Source organism: Cellulosimicrobium sp. AB352 (genome assembly GCF_049538415.1).
GTDB lineage: Bacteria > Actinomycetota > Actinomycetes > Actinomycetales > Cellulomonadaceae > Cellulosimicrobium > Cellulosimicrobium funkei.
Map to the genome: position 1 here is coordinate 275,691 of NZ_JBMVFX010000001.1, position 20,654 is coordinate 296,344.

The following is a 20,654-nucleotide window of genomic DNA, read 5'->3' on the forward strand; positions in this document are numbered from 1 at the left end:
CGGCCCCACCTCGGAATCTACGAAGGGTCAGCGCAGGTCGCCAGTGCCGCCCTCCGAGGGAGTGGGCTCGGCGCCCGGGGCGTCGCCGCCGCGCGCCGCGGCGATCGACTCGCGCGCCGCCGTCGCGACGGCCTCGGACGTGATGCCGAACTCGCGGTACAGCACCTGGTAGTCCGCGGACGCGCCGTAGTGCTCGAGGCTCACGGAGCGGCCGGCGTCGCCGACGAGCTCGCGCCAGCCCTGCGCGACGCCCGCCTCGACCGAGACGCGCGCGCGGACGGCGGGCGGCAGGACCGACTCGCGGTAGGCGTCGTCCTGGCCGTCGAACCACTCGCGGCTCGGCAGCGACACGACGCGCGCCTGCACGCCCTCGGCCGCGAGGATCTCGCGCGCCTCGACGGCGAGCTGCACCTCGGAGCCGGTGCCGATGAGGATGACGTCCGGCGTGCCCTCGGTGTCGAGCAGCACGTAGCCGCCGCGCGCCGTGCCGGACGCGTCGGCGTAGCCGTCGGTCCCGCGCGGGAACGTCGGCACGTTCTGGCGCGTGAGGATGAGGCCCGCCGGGCGCTCGGTGTTCTCGAGCACGGTGCGCCAGGCCCACGCGGTCTCGTTCGCGTCGGCCGGGCGCACGACGTCGAGGCCCGGGATCGCGCGCAGCGCCGCGAGGTGCTCGACGGGCTGGTGCGTCGGGCCGTCCTCGCCGAGGCCGATCGAGTCGTGCGTCCACACGAACGTCGTCGGGATCTCCATGAGGGCGGCCAGCCGGACGGCGGGACGCATGTAGTCGCTGAACTGGAGGAACGTGCCGCCGTAGGCGCGCGTCCCGCCGTGCAGGACGATGCCGTTGAGGATCGCGCCCATGGCGTGCTCGCGGATGCCGAAGTGCAGCGTGCGGCCGTACTCGTGGCCCGGGAACTTCTTCGTCGCGTGCTCGGCCGGCACGAACGACGGCTCGCCGTCCATCGTCGTGTTGTTCGAGCCCGCGAGGTCGGCGGAGCCGCCCCAGAGCTCGGGCAGCACGTCCTTGAGCGCGGTGAGGACCTTGCCGGACGCGGAGCGCGTCGCGACGGCCTTGCCCGCCTCGAACGTGGGCAGCGCGTCCTCCCAGCCGGCCGGGAGCTCGCGGCGCGAGAGGCGGTCGAGCAGCTCGGCGCCGGACGGGTTGGCGGTCTTCCACGCCTCGAACGCCCGGTCCCAGGCGGCGCGGGCGTCGGCCTGGCGCTCGCCGACGGCGCGCGTGTACGCGAGCACCTCGTCGTCGATCGCGAAGCTCGCCTCGGGGTCGAGGCCGAGCTCGACCTTGAGGCCCTTGATCTCGTCGGCGCCCATGGCGGAGCCGTGGATGCCGCCGGTGTTCTGCTTCGTGGGCGACGGGTACCCGATGATCGTGCGCAGCGCGATGATCGACGGCTTGCCCGTCTCGGCCTTGGCGGCCTCGATCGCGGCGTGCAGCGCGTCGACGTCCTCCGCGTAGCCCGTGCCGCCGTTGGTCCAGTCGACGCGCTGGGTGTGCCAGCCGTACGCGGCGTAGCGCGCGAGGACGTCCTCGGTGAACGCGATGTCCGTGTCGTCCTCGATCGAGATCTTGTTGTCGTCCCAGATCACGACGAGGTTGCCGAGCTGCTGGTGGCCCGCGAGCGAGGAGGCCTCGCTCGTCACGCCCTCCTGCAGGTCGCCGTCGGAGGCGATGACGTAGACGTGGTGGTCGAACGGCGACTCGCCCGGCGTGGTGGACGGGTCGAGCAGGCCGCGCTCGCGGCGCGCCGCGAACGCCATGCCGACCGACGACGCGAGGCCCTGGCCGAGCGGGCCGGTCGTGATCTCGACGCCGCGGGTGTGCTTGTACTCGGGGTGGCCGGGGGTCTTGGAGCCCCACGTGCGCAGCGCCTCGATGTCCTCCATCTCCAGGCCGTACCCGGCGAGGAAGAGCTGGAGGTAGATCGTCAGCGACGAGTGGCCCGCGGAGAGCACGAACCGGTCACGACCCACCCAGTGGTCGTCGGACGGGTCGTGGCGCATGACCTTCTGGAACAGCAGGTACGCGGCGGGGGCCAGCGAGATCGCGGTGCCCGGGTGGCCGTTGCCCACCTTCTCCACGGCGTCGGCGGCGAGCGCCTTGATCGTCTTGACGGCCCGGTCGTCCAGGTCCGTCCAGTCCAGGGGCGTGTGAGCAGGGGACAACGCGTTCACCGAACCTCATTCCCGTCCGGAGCGCGCGCCCCGGATCCTCGCGACAACTCGAAGCAACCGTTGAACATTTCCCGGCCTCGCGCCTCAGGGGGCGGGGCGGCCCGGTGCCCGTCGCGCGGCCCGGAGGCCACGTCCGTGGCGGGCGGTCCGACGCGGGACGGTCGCGGGCACCAGCCTATACGCGTGCGCCGTTCCCGGCCGGGCGGTGCCCACGTGCTGGATTTCGGTCGGATGTCACACAATCGCCCGGCCCGTCCGGTCGGCCCCCGCGCAGGCGGGGACGTACGATGAGCGAGGACGACCGGCGGTCCGTCCCAGCTCGCCCCCCACCTCAGAACGGAACACCGAAGCGCGTGCACACCACGAGCCAGGCACCGATCGACGGGACCGGAAGCCCGTCGAGCGCCGCGTCGACCCAGCAGCCGTCCTCTCCGACGGCCCCCGCGACCTCCGTCGCCCCGACGGCCGAGGTCGCCGGCGCGACCCGCGCGCTGCGCGAGCGGGTCGGCGCCTACGTCGCCCTCACCAAGCCGCGCATCATCGAGCTCCTCCTCGTCACGACGGTCCCGACGATGATCCTGGCGCAGGGCGGGCTGCCGGGCATCGGGCTGATCCTGGCGACGCTCGTCGGCGGCACGCTCGCCGCGGCCTCCGCGAACGTCTACAACTGCTACCTCGACCGCGACATCGACGAGGTCATGAACCGCACCAAACGGCGCCCGCTCGTCACGGGCGAGATCACCCCGCGCGCGGCGCTCGTGTTCGCGACCGTCCTCGGCGTGGTGTCGCTGGTCTGGTTCGCGCTGCTGGTCAACGTCGTGTCCGCGTGGCTGACGTTCGGGGCGATCGCGATCTACGTCGTCGGCTACACGATGATCCTCAAGCGCCGTACTCCGCAGAACATCGTGTGGGGCGGCATCGCGGGCTGCATGCCGGTGCTCATCGGCTGGTCGGCGGTCACGGGCTCGCTGAGCTGGGCGGCGCTCGCGCTGTTCCTCGTCATCTTCTTCTGGACCCCGCCGCACTACTGGCCGCTGTCGATGAAGTTCAAGCGGGACTACGCGAACGCGGGCGTCCCGATGCTCCCCGTCGTCGCGGACGACAGCAGGGTCGCGCGCGAGATGATCCTCTACGGCGTCGCGATGGTCGCCTCGTCCCTCGCGCTGTGGCCGCTCGCCAGCATGACCTGGGTCTACGGCGTCGTGGCCACGGCCCTCGGCGCCTGGTTCCTGACGTCGTGCGTGACGATGCTGCGCCGGGCGCGCGACAAGGCCGACGGCAAGGGCGGCAAGGTGGGGGAGATGAAGGTCTTCCACGCGTCCATCACGTACCTGACCCTGCTCTTCGTCGCGGTGGCGGTCGACGTCTTCCTCCCGCTGTGAGCCCGGCCGTCCCGGCAGGGCAGTGACGCCATGAGCCCCGGCGAGGCCCACGTGCCCGAGGCGCTGGACCGCGCCGCGCGCGAGTACCTGGCGCACCTCGCCGTCGAGCGCGGGCTGTCCGCCAACACGGTCGCGGCCTACCGCCGCGACCTCGCGCGCTACGTCGCGTTCCTCGCGTCGCGCGGGAACCACGCCGTGCGCGACGTCGAGGCGGACGACGTCGCCGACTACGTCACCGCGCTGCGCACCGGGGCCGACGGCGGCGCGCCCCTGTCGCCGTCGTCGACCGCCCGGTCGGTGGCGGCCGTGCGCGGCTGGCACCGCTTCTGCGCGGCCGAGGGCCTGGCCGATGCCGACGCGTCGGCCGACGTCCGCCCGCCCGCCCAGGGCAGGCGGCTGCCGAAGGCCATCTCGACCGACGAGGTCGCACGCATCCTCGAGGCGTCCGGCGCCGGGGACGGGCCCGGCCCCCTGCGCGACCGCGCGCTCCTGGAGCTCGTGTACTCGACCGGTGCGCGCATCACCGAGGCGGTGAGCCTCGACGTCGACGACCTGGACCTCGACAGCGGCGCCGTGCGCCTCCTGGGCAAGGGCGGCAAGGAACGCGTGGTGCCCGTCGGGTCGTTCGCGCGCCGCGCCCTCGACGCCTACCTCGTGCGCGGGCGCGCCGCGCTCGCCGCGAACGGGCGGGGGACGCCCGCGGTGTTCCTCAACACGCGCGGCGCGCGCCTGTCCCGGCAGAGCGCGTGGGCCGTGCTGCGCACCGCGGCCGAGCGCGCCGGGATCGAGCACCCCGAACGCATCTCGCCGCACACGCTGCGGCACTCGTTCGCGACCCACCTGCTCGCCGGCGGCGCGGACGTGCGCGTCGTGCAGGAGCTGCTGGGCCACGCGTCGGTCACCACGACCCAGATCTACACGCTCGTGACGCCCGACACGCTGCGCGAGGTCTACGCGGCCGCGCACCCCCGCGCGCTGGGCTGATCCCGCGCCGCGACGGGGCCATAGCGCCCCCAGCACCGCCGCCAGTACCGCCGCGCCACGTCGTCCCGGAACGCGGCGCGCGGGCGCGTACGCACCGGCCCGGGCGAGGTCCTGCGATACCGTGGCGGACGTGAGCAGCCAGGCCGAGACCCAGCCCGAGACGCGCGGCGCGCACGGCTCGCACGGCGACGCCGTCCGTCCGGTCGTCCCGCAGACGTCCGCCGAGGGGGACGCGGCGCCTCCCGCCGGCCTCCCCGTCGAGCAGCCCGCGGACCGTGCCGCGGCCGCCGAGCCGCGCGTCGACGTCGTCGGCCGCACCCTGCCGGAGTTCCCCGTCCCGGCCTCGCTCGCCGCGCACGGCCCGGGCCGCATCATCGCCATGTGCAACCAGAAGGGCGGCGTCGGCAAGACGACGACGACCATCAACCTGGGCGCCGCGCTCGCCGAGTACGGGCGCAAGGTCCTGCTCGTCGACTTCGACCCGCAGGGCGCCGCGTCCGTCGGCCTCGGCGTCAACCCGCACGAGCTCGACCGCACGGTCTACAACCTGCTCATGGAGCGCGGCGCGGACATCCACGACGTGCTCGTGAGCACCGACGTCGAGAACCTCGACCTGCTGCCCGCGAACATCGACCTCTCGGCCGCCGAGGTGCAGCTCGTGGGCGAGGTCGCGCGCGAGTCCGTCCTGTCGCGCGTCCTGCGCCCGGTCGTGGACGACTACGACGTGATCCTCGTCGACTGCCAGCCCTCGCTCGGCCTGCTCACCGTGAACGCGCTCACCGCCGCGCACGGCGTGCTCATCCCGCTCGAGTGCGAGTTCTTCGCGCTGCGCGGCGTCGCGCTGCTCGTCGAGACGATCGAGAAGGTGCGTGACCGGCTCAACCCGCGCCTCGACGTCGACGGCATCCTCGCCACGATGTTCGACTCGCGGACGCTGCACTCGCGCGAGGTCGTCGCGCGCGTGCACGAGGCGTTCGGCGACAAGCTGCTCCACACCGTGATCGGGCGCACGGTGAAGTTCCCGGACGCGTCCGTCGCGGCCGAGCCCATCACCGTGTACGCGCCGAACCACCCGGGCGCCGTCGCGTACCGGCAGCTCGCCCGGGAGCTGGTCGCCCGTGGCGACGCCGCCTGAGCCGCCACCACCGACGGAGCCGCCCGCGCGGGCCGGGTTCGAGGTCCGGCTCGACAACTTCAGCGGGCCCTTCGACCTGCTGCTGTCGCTCATCACGAAGCACAAGCTCGACATCACCGAGGTCGCGCTCGCGCGCGTGACGGACGACTTCATCGCGTACATCCGCGCGGCCGAGCGCGCCGCCGCCGTCGCGCGGGCCGGGGGGGAGGACCACCCCGGCTGGGACCTCGGCACCGCGAGCGAGTTCCTCGTCGTCGCCGCGACGCTGCTCGACCTCAAGGCGGCCCGGCTGCTGCCGACGGGCAGCGTCGAGGACGACGAGGACCTGGCGCTCCTGGAGGCCCGGGACCTGCTCTTCGCGCGGCTGCTGCAGTACCGCGCGTACAAGGACGTGTCGGGCCTGCTCGCCGAGCGGTTCGAGAGCGCCGGGCGCCGGTTCCCGCGCGTCGTGCAGCTCGAGCCGCACCTCGCCGCGCTGCTGCCCGAGCTCGTGTGGACCATGGGGCCGGACCAGCTCGCCGTGCTCGCGGCCCGCGCGCTCGCCCCCAAGGCGCCGCCGCCCGGCGTCTCGCTCGACCACCTGCACGCCCCCGCCGTGAGCGTGCGCGAGCAGGCGGGGATCGTCGTCGACCGCGTGCGCAGCCACGGCACGACGACGTTCCGCGCCCTCGTCGCGGACGCGGGGGAGACCGCCGTGGTCGTCGCGCGGTTCCTCGCGCTGCTCGAGCTGTTCCGCCAGGCGCTCGTCGCGTTCGACCAGGTGACGCCGCTCGGCGAGCTCACCGTGCGGTGGTCGGGCGACGACGACGCGGCCGAGCCGCCGCTCGCCGACGTCGGCAGCGAGTTCGACGAGGGCGACGAGCCCGACCCGGCGGCCATCCTCGCCGACACCGACCAGGAGGTCCCCGCGTGACGCAGCCCCACGACGGCCCGGCCCCGGACGACGCCCGCCCGCCCGCCGTGCACGACCTCCCGGGCGGTCTGCCGTCCGCGCTCGAGGCCGTGCTCATGGTCGCGGACGAGCCGATCCCGCCGGTCGAGCTCGCGGCGGCGCTCGCGGTCCCGGTCGACGAGGTGCTGGACGCGCTGCACGAGCTCGCGGCCGAGTACCGCGGCGACGACGGCGGTCGGCCCCGCGGGTTCGAGCTGCGCGCGGCGGGCGGCGGGTGGCGCGTGTACTCCGCGCCCGCGCACGCCGAGGTCGTGGGGAGGTTCGTGCAGGGCGGCCAGACGGCCCGGCTCACGCAGGCGGCGTTGGAGACTCTGGCCGTGATCGCGTACCGTCAACCGGTCAGCCGCGGCCAGGTGTCGGCGGTGCGAGGGGTCAACGTGGACGGCGTGGTGCGCACGCTCGTGGCGCGCGGGCTCGTGGCCGAGGTCGGCCAGGACCCGCACACCGGCGCCGGCCTCTTCGGCACCACGGGGTACTTCCTCGAGCGCATGGGTTTCACGTCGCTCGACGAGCTCCCCCCGCTCGCGCCGCACCTGCCGGACATGGACGACCTCGAGGGCCTCGACGGGCTCGCCGACCTGCGCGCTCCCGCGCGGCCGACGGGCGTCGCGGCGCCGCCGGACGCTCCCGACGTCGCGGCTGACGACGCGGACGGCGCACCGGCGCCGACCGCCACGACACCCGGCGTGACGCACGACGTCACGCACGGACCGACGGACGAAGGACACGCATGAGCTCGAAGGACGGACGCCGCTCCGGCGACGGAGGGCGCGGGCGCACGCCCCGCGACGGGGCGGGCGACGCACGCCGCGGCGGGAACGGCGACGCGCGTCGTGGCGGCCCGCGGGGCGGCGACGGCGCACGCGCGGGCGGCGCGGCCCGGCGCGGTGGCTCGTCCGCGCAGGGCTCGTCCGCGGGCCGCGGCGCGGGCGACGGGCGGGAGCAGGGCGCCGGTCGTGGCCAGGGCACCGGTCGGGCGACCGGCGCGGGCCGCGGCGCAGCCGCCGGTCGGGGTCGCTCTGCCGCGGGTCGCGGCACGTCGGCACCCCGCGCCGGTCAGGCGGCGGCCCGGCCGCGCCGTCCCGTGCGCGGGAAGCCCAGCGAGCCCCAGCGCGACGTCCACGTCGAGGACGGCGTGCGCCTGCAGAAGGTGCTCGCGTCGGCCGGGCTCGGGTCGCGCCGCGCGTGCGAGGACCTCATCGCGCAGGGCCGCGTCGAGGTGGACGGCGTGCGGGTCACCGAGCTGGGCGTGCGGGTCGACCCGGCGCGCGCCGTCGTGCACGTGGACGGGATGCGCCTGCAGCTCGACTCCTCGCGCGTGACGCTCGCCCTCAACAAGCCGCGCGGCGTCGTGTCGACCATGCACGACCCGGACGGTCGCCCGTCCATCGCCGAGCTCGTCGCCGACCGGCCCGAGCGCCTGTTCCACGTGGGCCGCCTCGACGCGGACAGCGAGGGCCTGCTGCTGCTCACGAACGACGGCGAGCTCGCGAACCACCTCGCGCACCCCTCGCACGAGGTCGCCAAGACCTACCTCGTCACGGTGCGCGGCAAGGTCGCGGGCAACGTCGCGAACAAGTTCCTGCACGGGATCGAGCTCGAGGACGGGGTCGTGCAGGCGGACGCGTACCGCGTCGTCGACCAGGTCGCGGACCAGACGATGATCGAGGTCGTGCTCCACTCGGGCCGCAACCGGGTCGTGCGGCGCATGTTCGAGGAGGTCGGCTACCCCGTGACGCGCCTCGTGCGCACGCGCATCGGGCCGATCGCGCTCGGCAACCTGCGCCCCGGCACGACGCGTGTCCTCGGGCGCACCGAGCTCGGCACGCTCATGGCGGGCGTCGGGCTCTAGGCCCGGCCCGCGCGTCCCGCACCACCACCCCGACGGACCGCCGCGAGGCGGGCCGTCCCGCACGAAGGAGCACCATCCATGCCGGTCCGGGCGATCCGGGGCGCGACCCAGCTCGACGCCGACGAGCGCGAGCACCTGTTCGCGCGCACGCGCGAGCTCGTCCAGGAGGTGCTCGACGCGAACGCCGTCGACACCGGCGCGCTCATCTCGATCCTCTTCACGTGCACCCCCGACCTGGTGGCCGACTTCCCGGCCGCCGCGGCGCGCGAGATGGGCCTCGGCGACGTGCCGCTCATGTGCGCGACGGAGATCGCGGTGCCCGGCGCGCTGCCGCGCGTGGTGCGCCTCATGGCGCACGCGGAGCTCGACGTCGACCGCGCGGCGGTCCAGCACGTCTACCTGCACGGGGCGACGGCGCTGCGCAAGGACCTCGCCCAGTGAGCGCGGGGACGTCGGGCGCGGGGGAGGGTCGCGCCGACGGCGCGCTGACGGTCGCGATCGACGGGCCGTCGGGTTCGGGCAAGTCGAGCGTGTCGAAGGGCGTCGCGCGCCGCCTCGGCCTCGCCTACCTCGACACGGGCGCGATGTACCGCGCCGCCACCTGGTGGTGCCTGCACCGCGGAGAGGACCTCGCCGACCAGGACGCCGTCGCGCACGCCGTGCGCGTCATGCCGCTCGTCATGGGCCTCGACCCGTCCGGTCCGACCGTCCACGTGGACGGGACCGATGTCGGCGAGGCGATCCGCTCGACCGATATCTCGACGGCCGTGAGCGCCGTCGCGACCAACCTCGCGGTGCGTGCGGAGCTGCGGCGTCTCCAGCGCGGGGTCATCGAGGCCGAGCGCACGCCCGCGGGCTTCGCCGGCGGTCGCGGTGTCGTGGCGGAGGGCCGGGACATCACGACGGTCGTCGCCCCCGACGCCGACGTACGCGTGCTCCTCACCGCGAGCGAGGAGGCCCGCCTCGCGCGCCGCTCGCTCGACGTGCACGGGACGGCCGACGCGGCCGCCGTCGAGGCGACGAAGGACCAGGTGCTGCGGCGCGACCGCGACGACGCGACGGTCTCGCAGTTCCAGGTCGCGGCCGACGGCGTCGTGACCGTCGACTCGTCGGACCTCGACCTGGAGCAGACGATCGACGCGGTGCTCTCCGTGGTCGAGCAGGTCACCGGGCGGGTGGTCGGCCCGCGCCAGGGCTCGTGAGCCGCGGCACGGGAGACGGCGTCCCGTCGCCCGCCGGGCCGGCGTGGTCGCGCTGGGTGGGTCGCTTCCTCGCGCGCGTCGTGTGGGCGACCGAGGTCGTCGGCGCGGAGCACGTCCCGGCCGACGGCCCCGTCGTGCTCGCCGCGAACCACACCGGCGTCGTCGACGGGCCGCTCGTCCTCGGGGTCGCGCCGCGCCCGCTGCACGTCCTCGTCAAGGAGGAGATGTTCACCGGGCCGGTCGGCTGGGTGCTGCGCGCCGCCGGGCAGATCCCCGTGGACCGCACCGGCGGGCGCCCCGCGCTCGCGGCCGGGCTCGGCGTGCTGCGGCGCGGTGGCGCGGTCGGCGTCTTCCCCGAGGGCGCCCGCGGGCGCGGCGACGCCACCTCCGCGCGTGCCGGGGCCGCGTGGCTCGCGCTCAACGGCCACGCGCAGGTGGTGCCCGTCGCCGTGCTCGGCACGCGCCGCGCGGGCGAGGGCGTCAACCGGATCCCCGGGCTGCGCCGTCGGCTCGTCGTCCGCTTCGGGGAGCCGCTCACCGTCGAGCGCGCGCCCGGGGTGAGCGGCAAGCAGGCGCTCGAGGACGCGAACGAGCGCATCCGCACCGCGCTCGCCGAGCTGGTCGCCGACACCGTCGCGCTGACCGGCGTGGCGCTGCCGCTGGACGACCCGCGCGGGGACCGGCCGACGCCGTGAGGGCGGACCGCCCGGTGGCGCACGTCGTGGGCGACCGCCCGGGCACGGGTCTGCTCGTCGGGCTCGCGTCCGCCCTCGCGTTCGGCGCGAGCGGCCCGTTCGTCAAGCCGCTCCTCGAGGCGGGCTGGACGCCCGGCGCCGCCGTCCTCGCGCGCGCCCTGTGCTCGGCGCTCGTCCTCGCCCCGGTCGCGGCCGTCGCCCTGCGGGGCAGCCACCGCCTCCTGCGCGAGGAGTGGCGGCTCGTCCTCGGGTTCGGCCTCGTCGCCGTCGCGGCGACCCAGCTGTGCTACTTCGCGGCCGTCGCGCGCATGCCCGTCGGCATCGCGCTGCTCGTCGAGTACCTCGCGCCCGTGCTCCTCGTCGGCCTCGCCTGGGCCCGCACGCGCCACGTGCCGCCCCGGCTCACGCTCGCGGGCTGCGCCGTCGCGGTCCTCGGGCTCGTGCTCGTCGTCGACCCGGGCGGCGCCCGCCCCGACCTCCTCGGCGTCCTCCTCGCGCTCGGCGCGGCGGTGGGGCTGGGCGCCTACTTCGTGCTGTCCGCGCGCCCGACGCGCCTGCCGCCCGTCGCGCTCGCCGCGAGCGGGCTCGGCGTCGGGGCGCTCGCGCTCGGCGCGGCGGCGCTCGCGGGCGTGCTGCCCTTCGCCGCCCCGCTCGTCGACGTCACGCTCCTCGGCTCGCCCGCGCCCTGGTACGTCCCGCTCGCGGTCGTCGTGCTCGTCGCGACGGCCTTCGCGTACGTGTCCGGCGTCGCCGCGACCGTGCGCATGGGCGAGCGCCTCGCGTCGTTCGTCGGGCTGTCCGAGGTGCTGTTCGCCGTCGCCATCGCGTGGCTCCTGCTCGGCGAGGTGCCGAGCCTCGTGCAGGCCGCGGGCGGCGTGCTCGTCGTCGCCGGGGTCGTGCTCGTGCGCCTCGCGGGCACGCCCGCCGCGCGGTAGGTTCGCGCTCAGGCGCCGACGCCCCGTCGCAGGGCCGGGCAGGCGCCGCCCGCGGGGGAGGGAGCACGCATGGCCGAGCCGCCCGGCAAGCCCACGACCGTCGACGAGTACCTCGCGACGCTCGCGCCGGACGCGCGCGAGGTCGTCGCGCACCTGCGCGCCGTGGTGCACGACACGGTGCCCGGCCTGGGCGAGCGCATCAGCTACGGCATCCCGACCTTCACCCGCGACGGCCGGTACGTCGTCTACCTCGCGGGCTGGGCCCACCACGTCTCGCTCTACCCCGTGCCCGAGGTCGACGACGCGCTCGCGCGCCGCATCGCGCGCTACCAGGACGGCAAGGGCACGCTGCGGTTCCCGCTGGCGGAGCCCGTGCCCGACGACGTCGTGCGGGCCGTCGTCGCGCGGCTCGCCGCCCGCCGGGACGGTGCCGCGGGCTGACACCGGGCGCCCCGGACGGGCACCCGCACGACGCGCCCGCGGGCCGGTTCGGAGCCTGGCCCGCGGCCTGGGAGAATGGACCCCATGACCACACCCGACCCCGCCCAGCCCGGCACGCCCGGACGGACCGACGCCGTCGGTCAGGCCGAGGAGCCCCTGGCGCCCGCGGACGCCGCGGACGACGAGGCGCGCGAGCGCGCGCTGCGCGCCGGACTCGACGACTACGAGCTCGAGGACGCCGACCTCGCGCTGCTCGACGCCGACGAGGACGCGCTCGACGGCGCGGCGCCCGAGGCGCCCCTGCCCGTGCTCGCCGTGGTCGGGCGCCCGAACGTCGGCAAGTCGACGCTCGTCAACCGCATCCTCGGCCGCCGCGAGGCCGTCGTCGAGGACAAGCCGGGCGTCACGCGCGACCGCGTGAGCTACCCGGCCGACTGGGCCGGGCGCCGCTTCACGCTCGTCGACACCGGCGGCTGGGAGGTCGACGTCGCGGGCATCGAGTCCAAGGTCGCCGAGCAGGCCGAGGTCGCGATCTCCCTCGCCGACGCGGTGCTCTTCGTCGTCGACGCGACCGTCGGCGCGACCGCGACGGACGAGCGCGTCGTGCGCCTCCTGCGCGAGTCGGGCAAGCCCGTCGTGCTGTGCGCCAACAAGGTCGACGGGCAGTCGGGCGAGGCGGACGCCGCGTACCTGTGGAGCCTGGGCCTCGGCGAGCCGCACCCCGTGTCCGCGCTGCACGGCCGCGGGACGGGCGACCTGCTCGACGCCGCGATGGCGGCGCTGCCCACGGAGTCCGAGCACGGCCAGGTGCGGCCGACCGGACCGCGTCGCGTCGCGCTCGTCGGGCGCCCGAACGTCGGCAAGTCCTCGCTGCTGAACAAGCTCGCGGGCGCCGACCGCGTCGTCGTCGACGAGATCGCCGGCACGACGCGCGACCCGGTCGACGAGCTCGTGACGATCAAGGACGTCCCGTACGTCCTCGTCGACACCGCCGGCATCCGGCGCCGCGTGCACCAGACGAAGGGCGCCGACTTCTACGCGTCGCTGCGCACGCAGGCCGCGATCGAGAAGGCGGAGCTCGCCGTCGTGCTCGTGGACGCATCCGTGCCGCTCACCGAGCAGGACACGCGCGTCATCTCCCAGGTCGTGGACGCGGGCCGCGCGCTCGTCATCGCGTACAACAAGTGGGACCTCATGGACGACGACCGTCGCCCGTACCTCGAGCGCGAGATCGAGAAGGACCTCGTGCAGGTGCAGTGGGCGCCGCGCGTCAACGTGTCGGCCCGCACCGGCTGGCACACCGACCGCCTCGCCCCGGCGATGGAGCGCGCGCTCGACTCCTGGGACACGCGCATCCCGACGGGCCGCCTCAACGCGTTCCTCGGCGAGCTCGTCGCCGCCCACCCGCACCCGCTGCGCGGCGGCAAGCAGCCCCGCATCCTCTTCGCGACGCAGGCCTCCACGCGCCCGCCGCGGTTCGTCGTGTTCGCGACCGGGTTCCTCGAGGCGGGCTACCGCCGCTTCATCGAGCGCCGCCTGCGCGAGACGTTCGGGTTCGAGGGCTCGCCCATCGAGATCAGCGTCCGCGTGCGGGAGAAGCGCAAGCGGTGAGCACGGGCACGGGGCGCGCCTCCGCCGGGGCCTCCCGGCGGAGCCGCGCCCTGCGCCTGGGCGCGGCCCGGGACACCGCGGCCGTGCGGCACGTCGTGACGTTCCTCGTGGTCGCCGTCGCGACGGTGCTCGTGACGCGGTTCTTCCTCGCGGCGTCGGGGTACCCGCAGGTCGGCGGGGGAGACCTGCACGTCGCGCACGTGCTGTGGGGCGGGCTCGGCATGGCGCTCGCCCTCGTGCTGCTGCTCTCCTTCGTCGGCCCGGCCCTGCGCTCGCTCGGCGCGTTCGTGGGCGGGATCGGGTTCGGGCTGTTCGTCGACGAGATCGGCAAGTTCGTCACCGCGGACAACGACTACTTCTACGAGCCGACGGCGGCGCTCATCTACGCGACGGTCGTCGTGCTCGTCCTCGTCGTCGAGGCGCTGCACGGGTGGCGGCGCCACCACCCGGCCGAGTACCTGGCCGTCGCGACCGACCGCGCCGTCGCGGGCGTCGCCGGCGGGTTCACCGACGACGCGCGCGAGGAGGCCCGCGCGCTCGTCGCGCTGGGCCGCGGCGAGCCGACGGCCGACGAGGTCGCGGCGCTCGTCGAGGCCGTGCCACGCGACGACGTGGACGTGCCCGACCCGGTGCGCGCCCTCGTGCGGCGCTCGTCGGCCTGGTTCGCGCAGACGCTCCAGCGCCGCTGGGCCGCCGTCGTGGTGGTCGTGCTCGTGCTCGGGACGGCGCTGGGCTCGCTGCTCGCGGGGCTGCGCGTGCTGGTCGGCGACGTCGACGTGCCCCCCTGGGTCGGGGCCGGCATCGCCGCGGGCGTCGCCGCGACGGTCGCGTGCGTCGTCGTGGGCGTCGTGGTGTCCCGCCGGGGGCGGCCCGAGGACCGCCGGGCCGGCGCCGTGTGGGTCCGGCGCGGCGTGCTCGTCTCGCTCCTGCTCACCCAGCTCCTCGTGTTCCGCGCGCTGCAGTGGGTCGGCGTCGCGGGTCTCGTGGTGGACCTGCTCGTGCTCGCGGCGCTCGGTGCCGCGCTCGGTGGCGACGACGAGCGCCGTCGGACACCGCGCCGCTGAGGCGTCGTCGCCGCGGTGGGCGACCTCTCCTGACCGACGACGACGGCCGCCCCCGGGAGGGGACGGCCGCCGTCGGCGCTGGTGGTGGGCCGCTCAGCCGAGCGGGCCGTACAGCGCCGGGGAGGTGCGGGCCTGCGTGGCCTGCTCGAGCGCGTACGCGAGGCCGAGCAGCGGGCCCTCGTCGAAGTCGCGGCCGAGCAGCTCGAGGTTGACGCCGCCACCGGTGACGGTGCCGTCGGTCGCGACCGCCTGGCCGACCGGGACGGTCACGGCGGGCAGCCCGGTGTTCGGGCTGAGCCGCAGGTTGGTGCCGATCGTCCCGTACGGGTTGGCGCTCGGGTAGACGAGCGCGTCGAGGTCGGCGTCGTCGAGCATCGCGGTGACGAGCACCTTGCCCTCGGCGAGCACCTTGGTGTGCGACCCCTCGGGGCCTGCCCACGCCTGGTACGCCTCCTCGGTGACCGCGTCGCGCGAGACGTACGTGCTGCGGCGGGACGGCACGTAGCGGCCCGAGTCGACGATCCCCTGGAGCGTGCGGGCCTCGACCTGCGGGGCGAGGTGGGTCGCCACGTACGCGTCGAGGTCGTGCTTGAACTCGTTCGTCGAGCCCGACCCCTCGGAGAGGACGCTCGCGAAGCCGTTCGGCAGGACCGGCGACCACGTGGTCGGCGGCGTGACCTCGACGACGGTCGCGCCGAGCGACTCGAGCGTCGCGCGGGTCTGCGCCCACAGGCGGAGCGTCGCCGCGTTGCTGCCGAGCATGGACGGCACGTAGCCGATGCGGGCGCCGTCGAGCGCCCCCTCGTCCAGGTACTGCGTGTACGACGCCGGGACCTCGCCCTCCTGGCGCGACGTCACCGGGTCGGCGGCGTCGACCCCCGCGACGGCGTCGAGCGCGACGGCCGCGTCGAGGACGGTGCGCGCCATCGGCCCGCCCGTGTCCTGGCTCAGCGCGAGCGGGATGATGCCGTCGCGGCTCGCGAGGCCGACCGTCGGGCGCACGCCGACGAGCTGGTTGTACGACGACGGGACGCGGATCGACCCGCCCGTGTCCGTGCCGAGGCCGAGCCCGGCGAGGTTCGCCGCGACGGCCGCCCCCGTACCGCCGCTGGACCCGCCGGCCGTGCGGCTCGTGACGTACGGGCTCGCGACGAGCGTGCTCGTGCCCGCGTCCTGGAACGAGGAGAACTCCGACGCGAACCCGAACGCGAACTCGTCCAGGCTGGCCTTCGCGAGGATCACCGCGCCGTCGGCGCGCAGGCCCTCGACCATCGTCGCGTCGGTCGTCGTCCGGTTGTCGTCCCAGCAGCCGCAGCCGCCCGTGGTGGGCATGTCCTTCGTGTCGTAGTTGTCCTTCACCGCGACGGGCACGCCGAGCAGCAGGCTCGTCATGCCGTCCGCTGCGCGGACCGCGTCGGCGCGCGCGGCGGCCTCCAGCGCGACGTCGCTCGTGCTGATGATCGAGTGCAGCGGTCGCCCGCCCGCGCCCGTGTCGACGAGCGTCGTGTCGTACGCCTCGATCCGGTCGAGGTACTCCTGGGTGATCGCGACCGACGTCGTGGTGCCCGCGTTCATCGCGGCCTGCATGTCGAGCACGGACGCCTCGACGAGCTCGAACGGGCCGTCGTCGTACACGATGCGCTGCGAGACGGCGGCGAGGTCGGTCACGGTGATCGTGCCGTCCCCGTCCGTGTCGGCGGGCGCGACGTCGTCCCACACCGCGTCCGCCGACGTCGCGCCGAGGGCCGCGGCGACGACCGCGAGGTCGTCCGTCGTGACCTGCTGGTCGCCCGTGAGGTCGAGCGCGGTCCAGTAGGGGGCGAGGAGCGGCGCGGGCTCGGCGCTGGGGGCACCGGTCGCGGCGGGCGCCGTCGTGACGCCGAGGACGAGGCCGCCGATCGTCAGGGCGGCGAGCCCGCCGGTGGCGGCGCGCCGGTGGGTGGTGGTCACGGACGGCTCCTTCGAGGGGACGGGCGCGAGGTGCGCGAGCGGCTGGTCGGGGCGGGGCAGCGGGCCGGTCATCGCGTGGCCGCCCGGCGCCGCGCGAGCAGGATGCCCGTGCCGACGGCGACCGCGAGGAGCGCGGCCCCGACGAACCACGCGACGCTCGCCCCGGTCGACGCGAGCGCGCCGCCCGAGGCCGACCCGGACGGGGACGACGACGAGTCGGACGCGCCGTCGTCCCCGGGGGGTGTGGTGCCGCCGTCGTCGACGGGCGGCGTGGTGGTCCCGTCCGTCGGCTCCGCCGTGGGTGGGACGTCGGCCGCGGTGACGGTCGTCGTGGCGCTCGCGGCGTCGGTGAGCGTCGCCGTCCCGGCGTCGGCGCCCACGAGCGTGGCGGTCGGGACGGCGAAGGCCGCCGCGCCGTCGGACACGGCGGTGAACGTCAGGGTCGCGAGGGTGACGTCGCCCTCCAGGCCGGGCGACGTGCCGAGCCGCGTGTGCGTGACGGCGACCGTCCCGGCCGCGTCGTCGGTCGCGTCGGCGAAGCCGCCGTCCGGGGTCACGACGGAGTCGTCCACGAGCGCGACGAGGTCGGGGTCGTAGGCGACGGCGAGGTCGTAGGCGTAGAGGTCGACGACACCGGTCGCGGCGACCGTGACGGTGATCTCCGCGCCGACCTCGACCGACGCGGGCGCCGTGAGGGAGACCTGGGCGACGGACGGTGCGGCGTGCGCGGGGGCGGCGAGGGCCGCCGCGGCGACCGCGAGACCGCCGACGAGGGCGGCGCGGGCGCGGAGCCGTCTGCGGGGGACGGGACGGGTCATGGGCGAGCGGTCCTTCCTCCGGGCGCGCGGAGGTACGGCGCGACCGGCGGTCGTGTGGTGGGGCCCCCTGCCGTCAGCGATGCTCACAAGTCGCTGTTTCCCCGGCGTTTCGCGACGGTTAGCACGAGCAACGAACCGGGTCTCGGTCCGGTCACGATCCCGACGACGCGGGTCAGCCGAGGACCGGCGGCTCGCCCTCGCGCACCTCGGGATCCGGCAGGCGGCGCATGCGCAGCGCCGCGACGACGCCGAGGAGCCCCGCGACGAGCGGCACGAGGAGCGCGACCTGCAGCGCCCGCGCCCGCACGTCGTCGTTGATGGCCACGACCTCGGCCCGCACCGCGGGCGGCTCGTCGGCGAGGAGCTCGACGAGCTGGGCGTCGCTCATGATCTCGGCGTCGTCCTCGAGCACCCGGGCGACCTGCTCCTTGTCGTCCGGGGGCAGCACGTCGCTCGCCTCCGCCCGCGCCGTGAACCCCGCCGCGAGCGACGCCAGCATGACCGCGCCCGCGACGGCGAGTCCGAGCGAGAGGCCGAACGACCCGGCGGCCGAGCTCACGCCTGCGGCCTCGCTCGCGCGCTCCTCCGGCACGGGGGAGAGCGTGTACGCGTTGAGCTGGGAGATCAGGAGCCCCAGCCCGGCGCCCGCCACGACGAGCGGCAGCGCGAGCCACCAGCCCGACGACGCCCGCGGCACCACCGCGACGAGCGCCACCACGCCCACGACGAGCAGGAGGAAGCCCGCGAGCACGCGGGAGGCCGGCCGCCGTCGGCCGGGGCGCTTGCCCGCGACGAGGGCGGCGGCGAACATCGTCAGCGACAGCGGGGCGAGCGAGAGGCCCGCGAGCAGCGCGTCGTACCCGAGCGCCATCTGCAGGAAGATCGGCAGCGCGATCATCGCCCCGCCCAGCGCGACCTGCTGCAGGAGCTGCTGCGACACCCCGATCCGGAACGCGGGCGAGCGGAACAGCCCCGGGTCGACGAGCGTCGTCCGCCCCGCCCGCGCGCGGCGCACGAGCCACCACGCGAGGCCCACCAGGCCCAGCGCACCGACGAGGACGAGCGCCCCGACCGCCTCGCCGCCCTCCTGCCACACCAGCACGCCCAGCACGACGCCGCCCATCCCGACGACGGACAGGACCGTCCCGACCACGTCCACCGCGCGGTCGCCCGTGTACGGGACGTCGCGCACGAGCCGCACGCCCACGAGGACGACGACGATCACCACGGCCTCGAGCCCGAACGCCACGCGCCACGACAGCGTCGTCGTGATGACGCCGCCGAGCAGCGGCCCGACCGCCGCCGCGATCGACGCCGCCGCGCCCACGAGCGCGTACGCCGCCTTGCGCGCGGTGCCCTCGAAGTTGCCGTGCACGAGCGACTGCATCGCCGGCAGCAGCAGCGCGGCCCCGAGCCCGCCGATGACCGACCAGAAGATCACGACCGCCACGAGGCTCTGCGCGAGCGTCATCGCCACCGCGCCCGCCCCGTACGCGAGCAGCCCGACGACGTACGCGCGCCGCCGGCCCACGAGGTCGCCGACCTTGCTGCCCACGAGGATGAACGACGCCGACACGAGCGCCTCGAGCGCGATCGCCGTCTGGACGCCGCTCACGGTCGTGCCCAGGTCGCGCACGACGGCGGAGATCGACACGTTCATGAACGACGTGTCGACCACGAGCACGAACATGGCGGCGGCCAGGAGCAGCGCGAGGCGCCGGTCGGCCGCCGTCGGCCGGCCCGCGGTGCGACCCGTGCTCTGCTCCACGTCGACCCCCGTCCGGCGTCCATGCTCGCCGCCCGGGTCGTCCCGGCGCCTCACCCGTCGCGGGTGCTCCGCCGCCCGCGCCGCCGAGGTCGGCGCGGGGGACTGGGAGGATCGCGGTATGGCCGCAGAGGGGTGGACGTCGCGCCACGTCACCGTCGAGGGCCGCGAGGTCTTCGTGCGCTCCGGCCCCGAGGTCGCGGGCGCCGTGCCGATCGTGCACGTGCACGGCTTCGCCATCTCCGGCACCTACCTCCTCCCGACGGCCGAGCGTCTCGCCCACCGCGCGACCGCCGTCGTGCCGGACCTGCCCGGGTACGGGCGCAGCGAGGAGTGGGGCCACCCGCTCGGCATCCCGGCCCTCGCGTGGGCGCTCCTGTCGACGCTCGACGTCCTCGGGCTCGACCGTGTCGTCCTGCTGGGCAACTCCATGGGCGGGCCCGTCAGCCTCGAGGTCGCGCACGCCGCCCCCGACCGGGTCGCCGGCGTGGTGCTCGCCTCGCCGGCCGGGGGCGTGCACAACCAGCCGTTCGGGCGCGCCCTCACCCAGCTCGCGCGCGACGCCGTGCGCGAGAGCCCGCGCATGGCGCGCGTCGCCGTGCCCGACTACGTGCGGTTCGGGCCGGTCAACGCGCTCCAGCTCTTCGCCGAGCTCGCCCGGTTCCCCTCGCTCGAACGCGTGCTGCGCGTCCCCGTGCCGACGCTCGCCGTCCTCGGCACGCGCGACCCGCTCATGCCGCCGCCGTGGCGGGTGCGGGAGGTCGGGGCGCTCGCGCCCCCGCACGTGACCGTCGCGGCGATCGAGGGCGCTCCGCACGCCATGAACTTCAGCCACCCCGGCGAGCTCGCGCACGTCGTCGGGTGCTGGCTCGACGGGCGCGACATCACCGACGACCCCGACGAGCCCGGCGTCGCCCGGGTGCTCCAGGTCGCGCGGGGGGCCGGGCCGGTCGTGTGAGCCGTCGTGTGTGCCGCGGGCCGGGTCGTGGGTCGGGACGTGAGGGTGCCCGGCTCGGTACGGTGCTCGCAGGGCGTTCCGCGTCCTGGCACGGACGGGAGCGCGCGAGAGCGAGGAGCGAGCGGTGACGACGACGGCGGCTGCGGTCGAGCTGAGCATCGAGGACCTGCGGGCGGTCACGGGGTACGCGGCCCGGTGCGCGGAGCCGGCCCTGGAGCTCGTCGAGGCGGTCCGGCCCGACGACGCACGCCCCCGCGAGGCGGTCGACGCGGCCCGCGCGTTCGCCGACGGCGGCGCGCGCGGCAAGGCGCTGCGCGACACCGCCTGGGCGGCCCTGCGCGCGGCGAAGGAGGCGGGCGACCCCGCAGCCGCCGAGGCCGCCCGGGCCGCGATGGCGGCGGCCGGTGCCGCGTACCTGCACCCGATCGCCGACGCCCACCAGGTCAAGCACGTCCTCGGCTCCGCCGCCCACGCGGCGCACGCCGCCGCGCTCGCCGCGGGCGGGGACGGGTCCGGCGAGAGCGTCGCGAGCAGGTGGCTCGACACCGCGCGGGCGCTCGCGACGCCCGAGGTCGTCGCGGTGCTGCGTCGCTACCCGCCCGCGCCGGGCGGCGGCGGCCGGGTCGGCGAGCTGGTCCGAGGGCTCGACGCGGCGCTGCGGGACGGCACGGGGCCGTCGGAGGGCGCCGTACCGGACGAGCGGACGTAGTCGACACCCGC

The 20,654-nt window shown here is 75.9% G+C and carries 19 protein-coding genes; 15 read left to right on the forward strand and 4 right to left on the reverse strand.

Features of this window, described 5'->3' with window-relative positions; translation table 11 throughout:
* Positions 1 to 27: 27 nt before the first annotated feature.
* Positions 28 to 2,190, reverse strand: coding sequence for a transketolase (gene tkt / locus ACPCUX_RS01245; RefSeq protein ID WP_415296033.1), 2,163 nt, complete (start codon positions 2,188 to 2,190; stop codon positions 28 to 30).
* Between the two features lie 353 nt (positions 2,191 to 2,543).
* On the opposite strand from tkt, the gene ACPCUX_RS01250 reads away from it, so the two are divergent.
* The 13 genes from ACPCUX_RS01250 to ACPCUX_RS01310 all read left to right on the forward strand — a co-directional run bounded on the left by ACPCUX_RS01250 (position 2,544) and on the right by ACPCUX_RS01310 (position 14,443).
* The gene (locus ACPCUX_RS01250) at positions 2,544 to 3,572 is read left to right on the forward strand and encodes a heme o synthase (RefSeq protein WP_415296031.1); all 1,029 of its coding nucleotides are present in this window, start codon (positions 2,544 to 2,546) and stop codon (positions 3,570 to 3,572) included.
* A 30-nt stretch (positions 3,573 to 3,602) separates the two neighbouring features.
* The gene (xerD, locus tag ACPCUX_RS01255) at positions 3,603 to 4,556 is read left to right on the forward strand and encodes a site-specific tyrosine recombinase XerD (RefSeq protein ID WP_074806651.1); all 954 of its coding nucleotides are present in this window, start codon (positions 3,603 to 3,605) and stop codon (positions 4,554 to 4,556) included.
* Between the two features lie 319 nt (positions 4,557 to 4,875).
* Complete coding sequence (locus tag ACPCUX_RS01260) at positions 4,876 to 5,691, forward strand: ParA family protein (protein ID WP_051028084.1); 816 nt, start codon at positions 4,876 to 4,878, stop codon at positions 5,689 to 5,691.
* Positions 5,675 to 6,604, forward strand: coding sequence for a segregation and condensation protein A (locus tag ACPCUX_RS01265; protein WP_423388003.1), 930 nt, complete (start codon positions 5,675 to 5,677; stop codon positions 6,602 to 6,604). Before ACPCUX_RS01260 ends, ACPCUX_RS01265 begins: the two co-directional genes overlap by 17 nt.
* Positions 6,601 to 7,377: an SMC-Scp complex subunit ScpB gene (gene scpB / locus ACPCUX_RS01270; RefSeq protein ID WP_415296027.1), complete on the forward strand. Its 777-nt coding sequence runs from the start codon at positions 6,601 to 6,603 to the stop codon at positions 7,375 to 7,377. Before ACPCUX_RS01265 ends, scpB begins: the two co-directional genes overlap by 4 nt.
* A complete protein-coding gene (locus tag ACPCUX_RS01275) occupies positions 7,374 to 8,495 on the forward strand; it encodes a pseudouridine synthase (protein ID WP_423388004.1) in 1,122 nt (373 codons plus the stop codon). Before scpB ends, ACPCUX_RS01275 begins: the two co-directional genes overlap by 4 nt.
* A gap of 78 nt (positions 8,496 to 8,573) precedes the next feature.
* Positions 8,574 to 8,936, forward strand: a complete 363-nt coding sequence (gene aroH, locus ACPCUX_RS01280; protein WP_043660429.1) for a chorismate mutase — start codon at positions 8,574 to 8,576, stop codon at positions 8,934 to 8,936.
* Positions 8,933 to 9,697 carry a (d)CMP kinase gene (cmk, locus tag ACPCUX_RS01285; protein WP_423388005.1) on the forward strand — a complete coding sequence of 255 codons (765 nt, stop codon included), beginning with the start codon at positions 8,933 to 8,935 and terminating at the stop codon, positions 9,695 to 9,697. The genes aroH and cmk overlap by 4 nt, the downstream gene beginning before the upstream one ends.
* Positions 9,694 to 10,392, forward strand: coding sequence for a lysophospholipid acyltransferase family protein (locus tag ACPCUX_RS01290; protein ID WP_194522710.1), 699 nt, complete (start codon positions 9,694 to 9,696; stop codon positions 10,390 to 10,392). The genes cmk and ACPCUX_RS01290 overlap by 4 nt, the downstream gene beginning before the upstream one ends.
* A gap of 14 nt (positions 10,393 to 10,406) precedes the next feature.
* Positions 10,407 to 11,327, forward strand: coding sequence for an EamA family transporter (locus ACPCUX_RS01295; protein WP_082774640.1), 921 nt, complete (start codon positions 10,407 to 10,409; stop codon positions 11,325 to 11,327).
* 69 nt (positions 11,328 to 11,396) lie between these two features.
* The gene (locus ACPCUX_RS01300) at positions 11,397 to 11,768 is read left to right on the forward strand and encodes an iron chaperone (protein WP_043656988.1); all 372 of its coding nucleotides are present in this window, start codon (positions 11,397 to 11,399) and stop codon (positions 11,766 to 11,768) included.
* Positions 11,769 to 11,843: 75 nt separating this feature from the next.
* Complete coding sequence (gene der, locus ACPCUX_RS01305) at positions 11,844 to 13,379, forward strand: ribosome biogenesis GTPase Der (RefSeq protein WP_194522709.1); 1,536 nt, start codon at positions 11,844 to 11,846, stop codon at positions 13,377 to 13,379.
* The gene (locus tag ACPCUX_RS01310; protein WP_423388006.1) at positions 13,376 to 14,443 is read left to right on the forward strand and encodes a hypothetical protein; all 1,068 of its coding nucleotides are present in this window, start codon (positions 13,376 to 13,378) and stop codon (positions 14,441 to 14,443) included. Before der ends, ACPCUX_RS01310 begins: the two co-directional genes overlap by 4 nt.
* A 93-nt stretch (positions 14,444 to 14,536) precedes the next feature.
* On the opposite strand, the gene ACPCUX_RS01315 is transcribed toward ACPCUX_RS01310, so the two are convergent.
* The 3 genes from ACPCUX_RS01315 to ACPCUX_RS01325 all read right to left on the reverse strand — a co-directional run bounded on the left by ACPCUX_RS01315 (position 14,537) and on the right by ACPCUX_RS01325 (position 18,901).
* The gene (locus ACPCUX_RS01315; RefSeq protein WP_423388007.1) at positions 14,537 to 16,393 is read right to left on the reverse strand and encodes an amidase family protein; all 1,857 of its coding nucleotides are present in this window, start codon (positions 16,391 to 16,393) and stop codon (positions 14,537 to 14,539) included.
* 68 nt (positions 16,394 to 16,461) lie between these two features.
* The gene (locus ACPCUX_RS01320) at positions 16,462 to 17,211 is read right to left on the reverse strand and encodes a cohesin domain-containing protein (RefSeq protein WP_423388008.1); all 750 of its coding nucleotides are present in this window, start codon (positions 17,209 to 17,211) and stop codon (positions 16,462 to 16,464) included.
* A 172-nt stretch (positions 17,212 to 17,383) separates the two neighbouring features.
* Positions 17,384 to 18,901: an MFS transporter gene (locus ACPCUX_RS01325; RefSeq protein WP_085388757.1), complete on the reverse strand. Its 1,518-nt coding sequence runs from the start codon at positions 18,899 to 18,901 to the stop codon at positions 17,384 to 17,386.
* 196 nt (positions 18,902 to 19,097) lie between these two features.
* Between ACPCUX_RS01325 and ACPCUX_RS01330 the strand changes: the two genes are divergently transcribed.
* Entirely contained in the window at positions 19,098 to 19,934 is an 837-nt protein-coding gene (locus ACPCUX_RS01330) for an alpha/beta fold hydrolase (RefSeq protein WP_423388009.1), read from the forward strand.
* Positions 19,935 to 20,058: 124 nt separating this feature from the next.
* Positions 20,059 to 20,643 carry a putative immunity protein gene (locus ACPCUX_RS01335; protein WP_423388010.1) on the forward strand — a complete coding sequence of 195 codons (585 nt, stop codon included), beginning with the start codon at positions 20,059 to 20,061 and terminating at the stop codon, positions 20,641 to 20,643.
* Positions 20,644 to 20,654 lie beyond the last annotated feature (11 nt).

Coding starts and splice junctions, on each gene's coding strand:
- xerD (WP_074806651.1), top strand. CDS start 3,603: ATGAGCCCCGGCGAGGCCCACGTGCCCGAGGCGCTGGACCGCGCCGCG.
- ACPCUX_RS01275 (WP_423388004.1), top strand. CDS start 7,374: ATGAGCTCGAAGGACGGACGCCGCTCCGGCGACGGAGGGCGCGGGCGC.
- aroH (WP_043660429.1), top strand. CDS start 8,574: ATGCCGGTCCGGGCGATCCGGGGCGCGACCCAGCTCGACGCCGACGAG.
- ACPCUX_RS01300 (WP_043656988.1), top strand. CDS start 11,397: ATGGCCGAGCCGCCCGGCAAGCCCACGACCGTCGACGAGTACCTCGCG.
- der (WP_194522709.1), top strand. CDS start 11,844: ATGGACCCCATGACCACACCCGACCCCGCCCAGCCCGGCACGCCCGGA.
- ACPCUX_RS01320 (WP_423388008.1), bottom strand. CDS start 17,211: ATGACCCGTCCCGTCCCCCGCAGACGGCTCCGCGCCCGCGCCGCCCTC.
- ACPCUX_RS01325 (WP_085388757.1), bottom strand. CDS start 18,901: ATGTTCGTGCTCGTGGTCGACACGTCGTTCATGAACGTGTCGATCTCC.
- ACPCUX_RS01330 (WP_423388009.1), top strand. CDS start 19,098: ATGGCCGCAGAGGGGTGGACGTCGCGCCACGTCACCGTCGAGGGCCGC.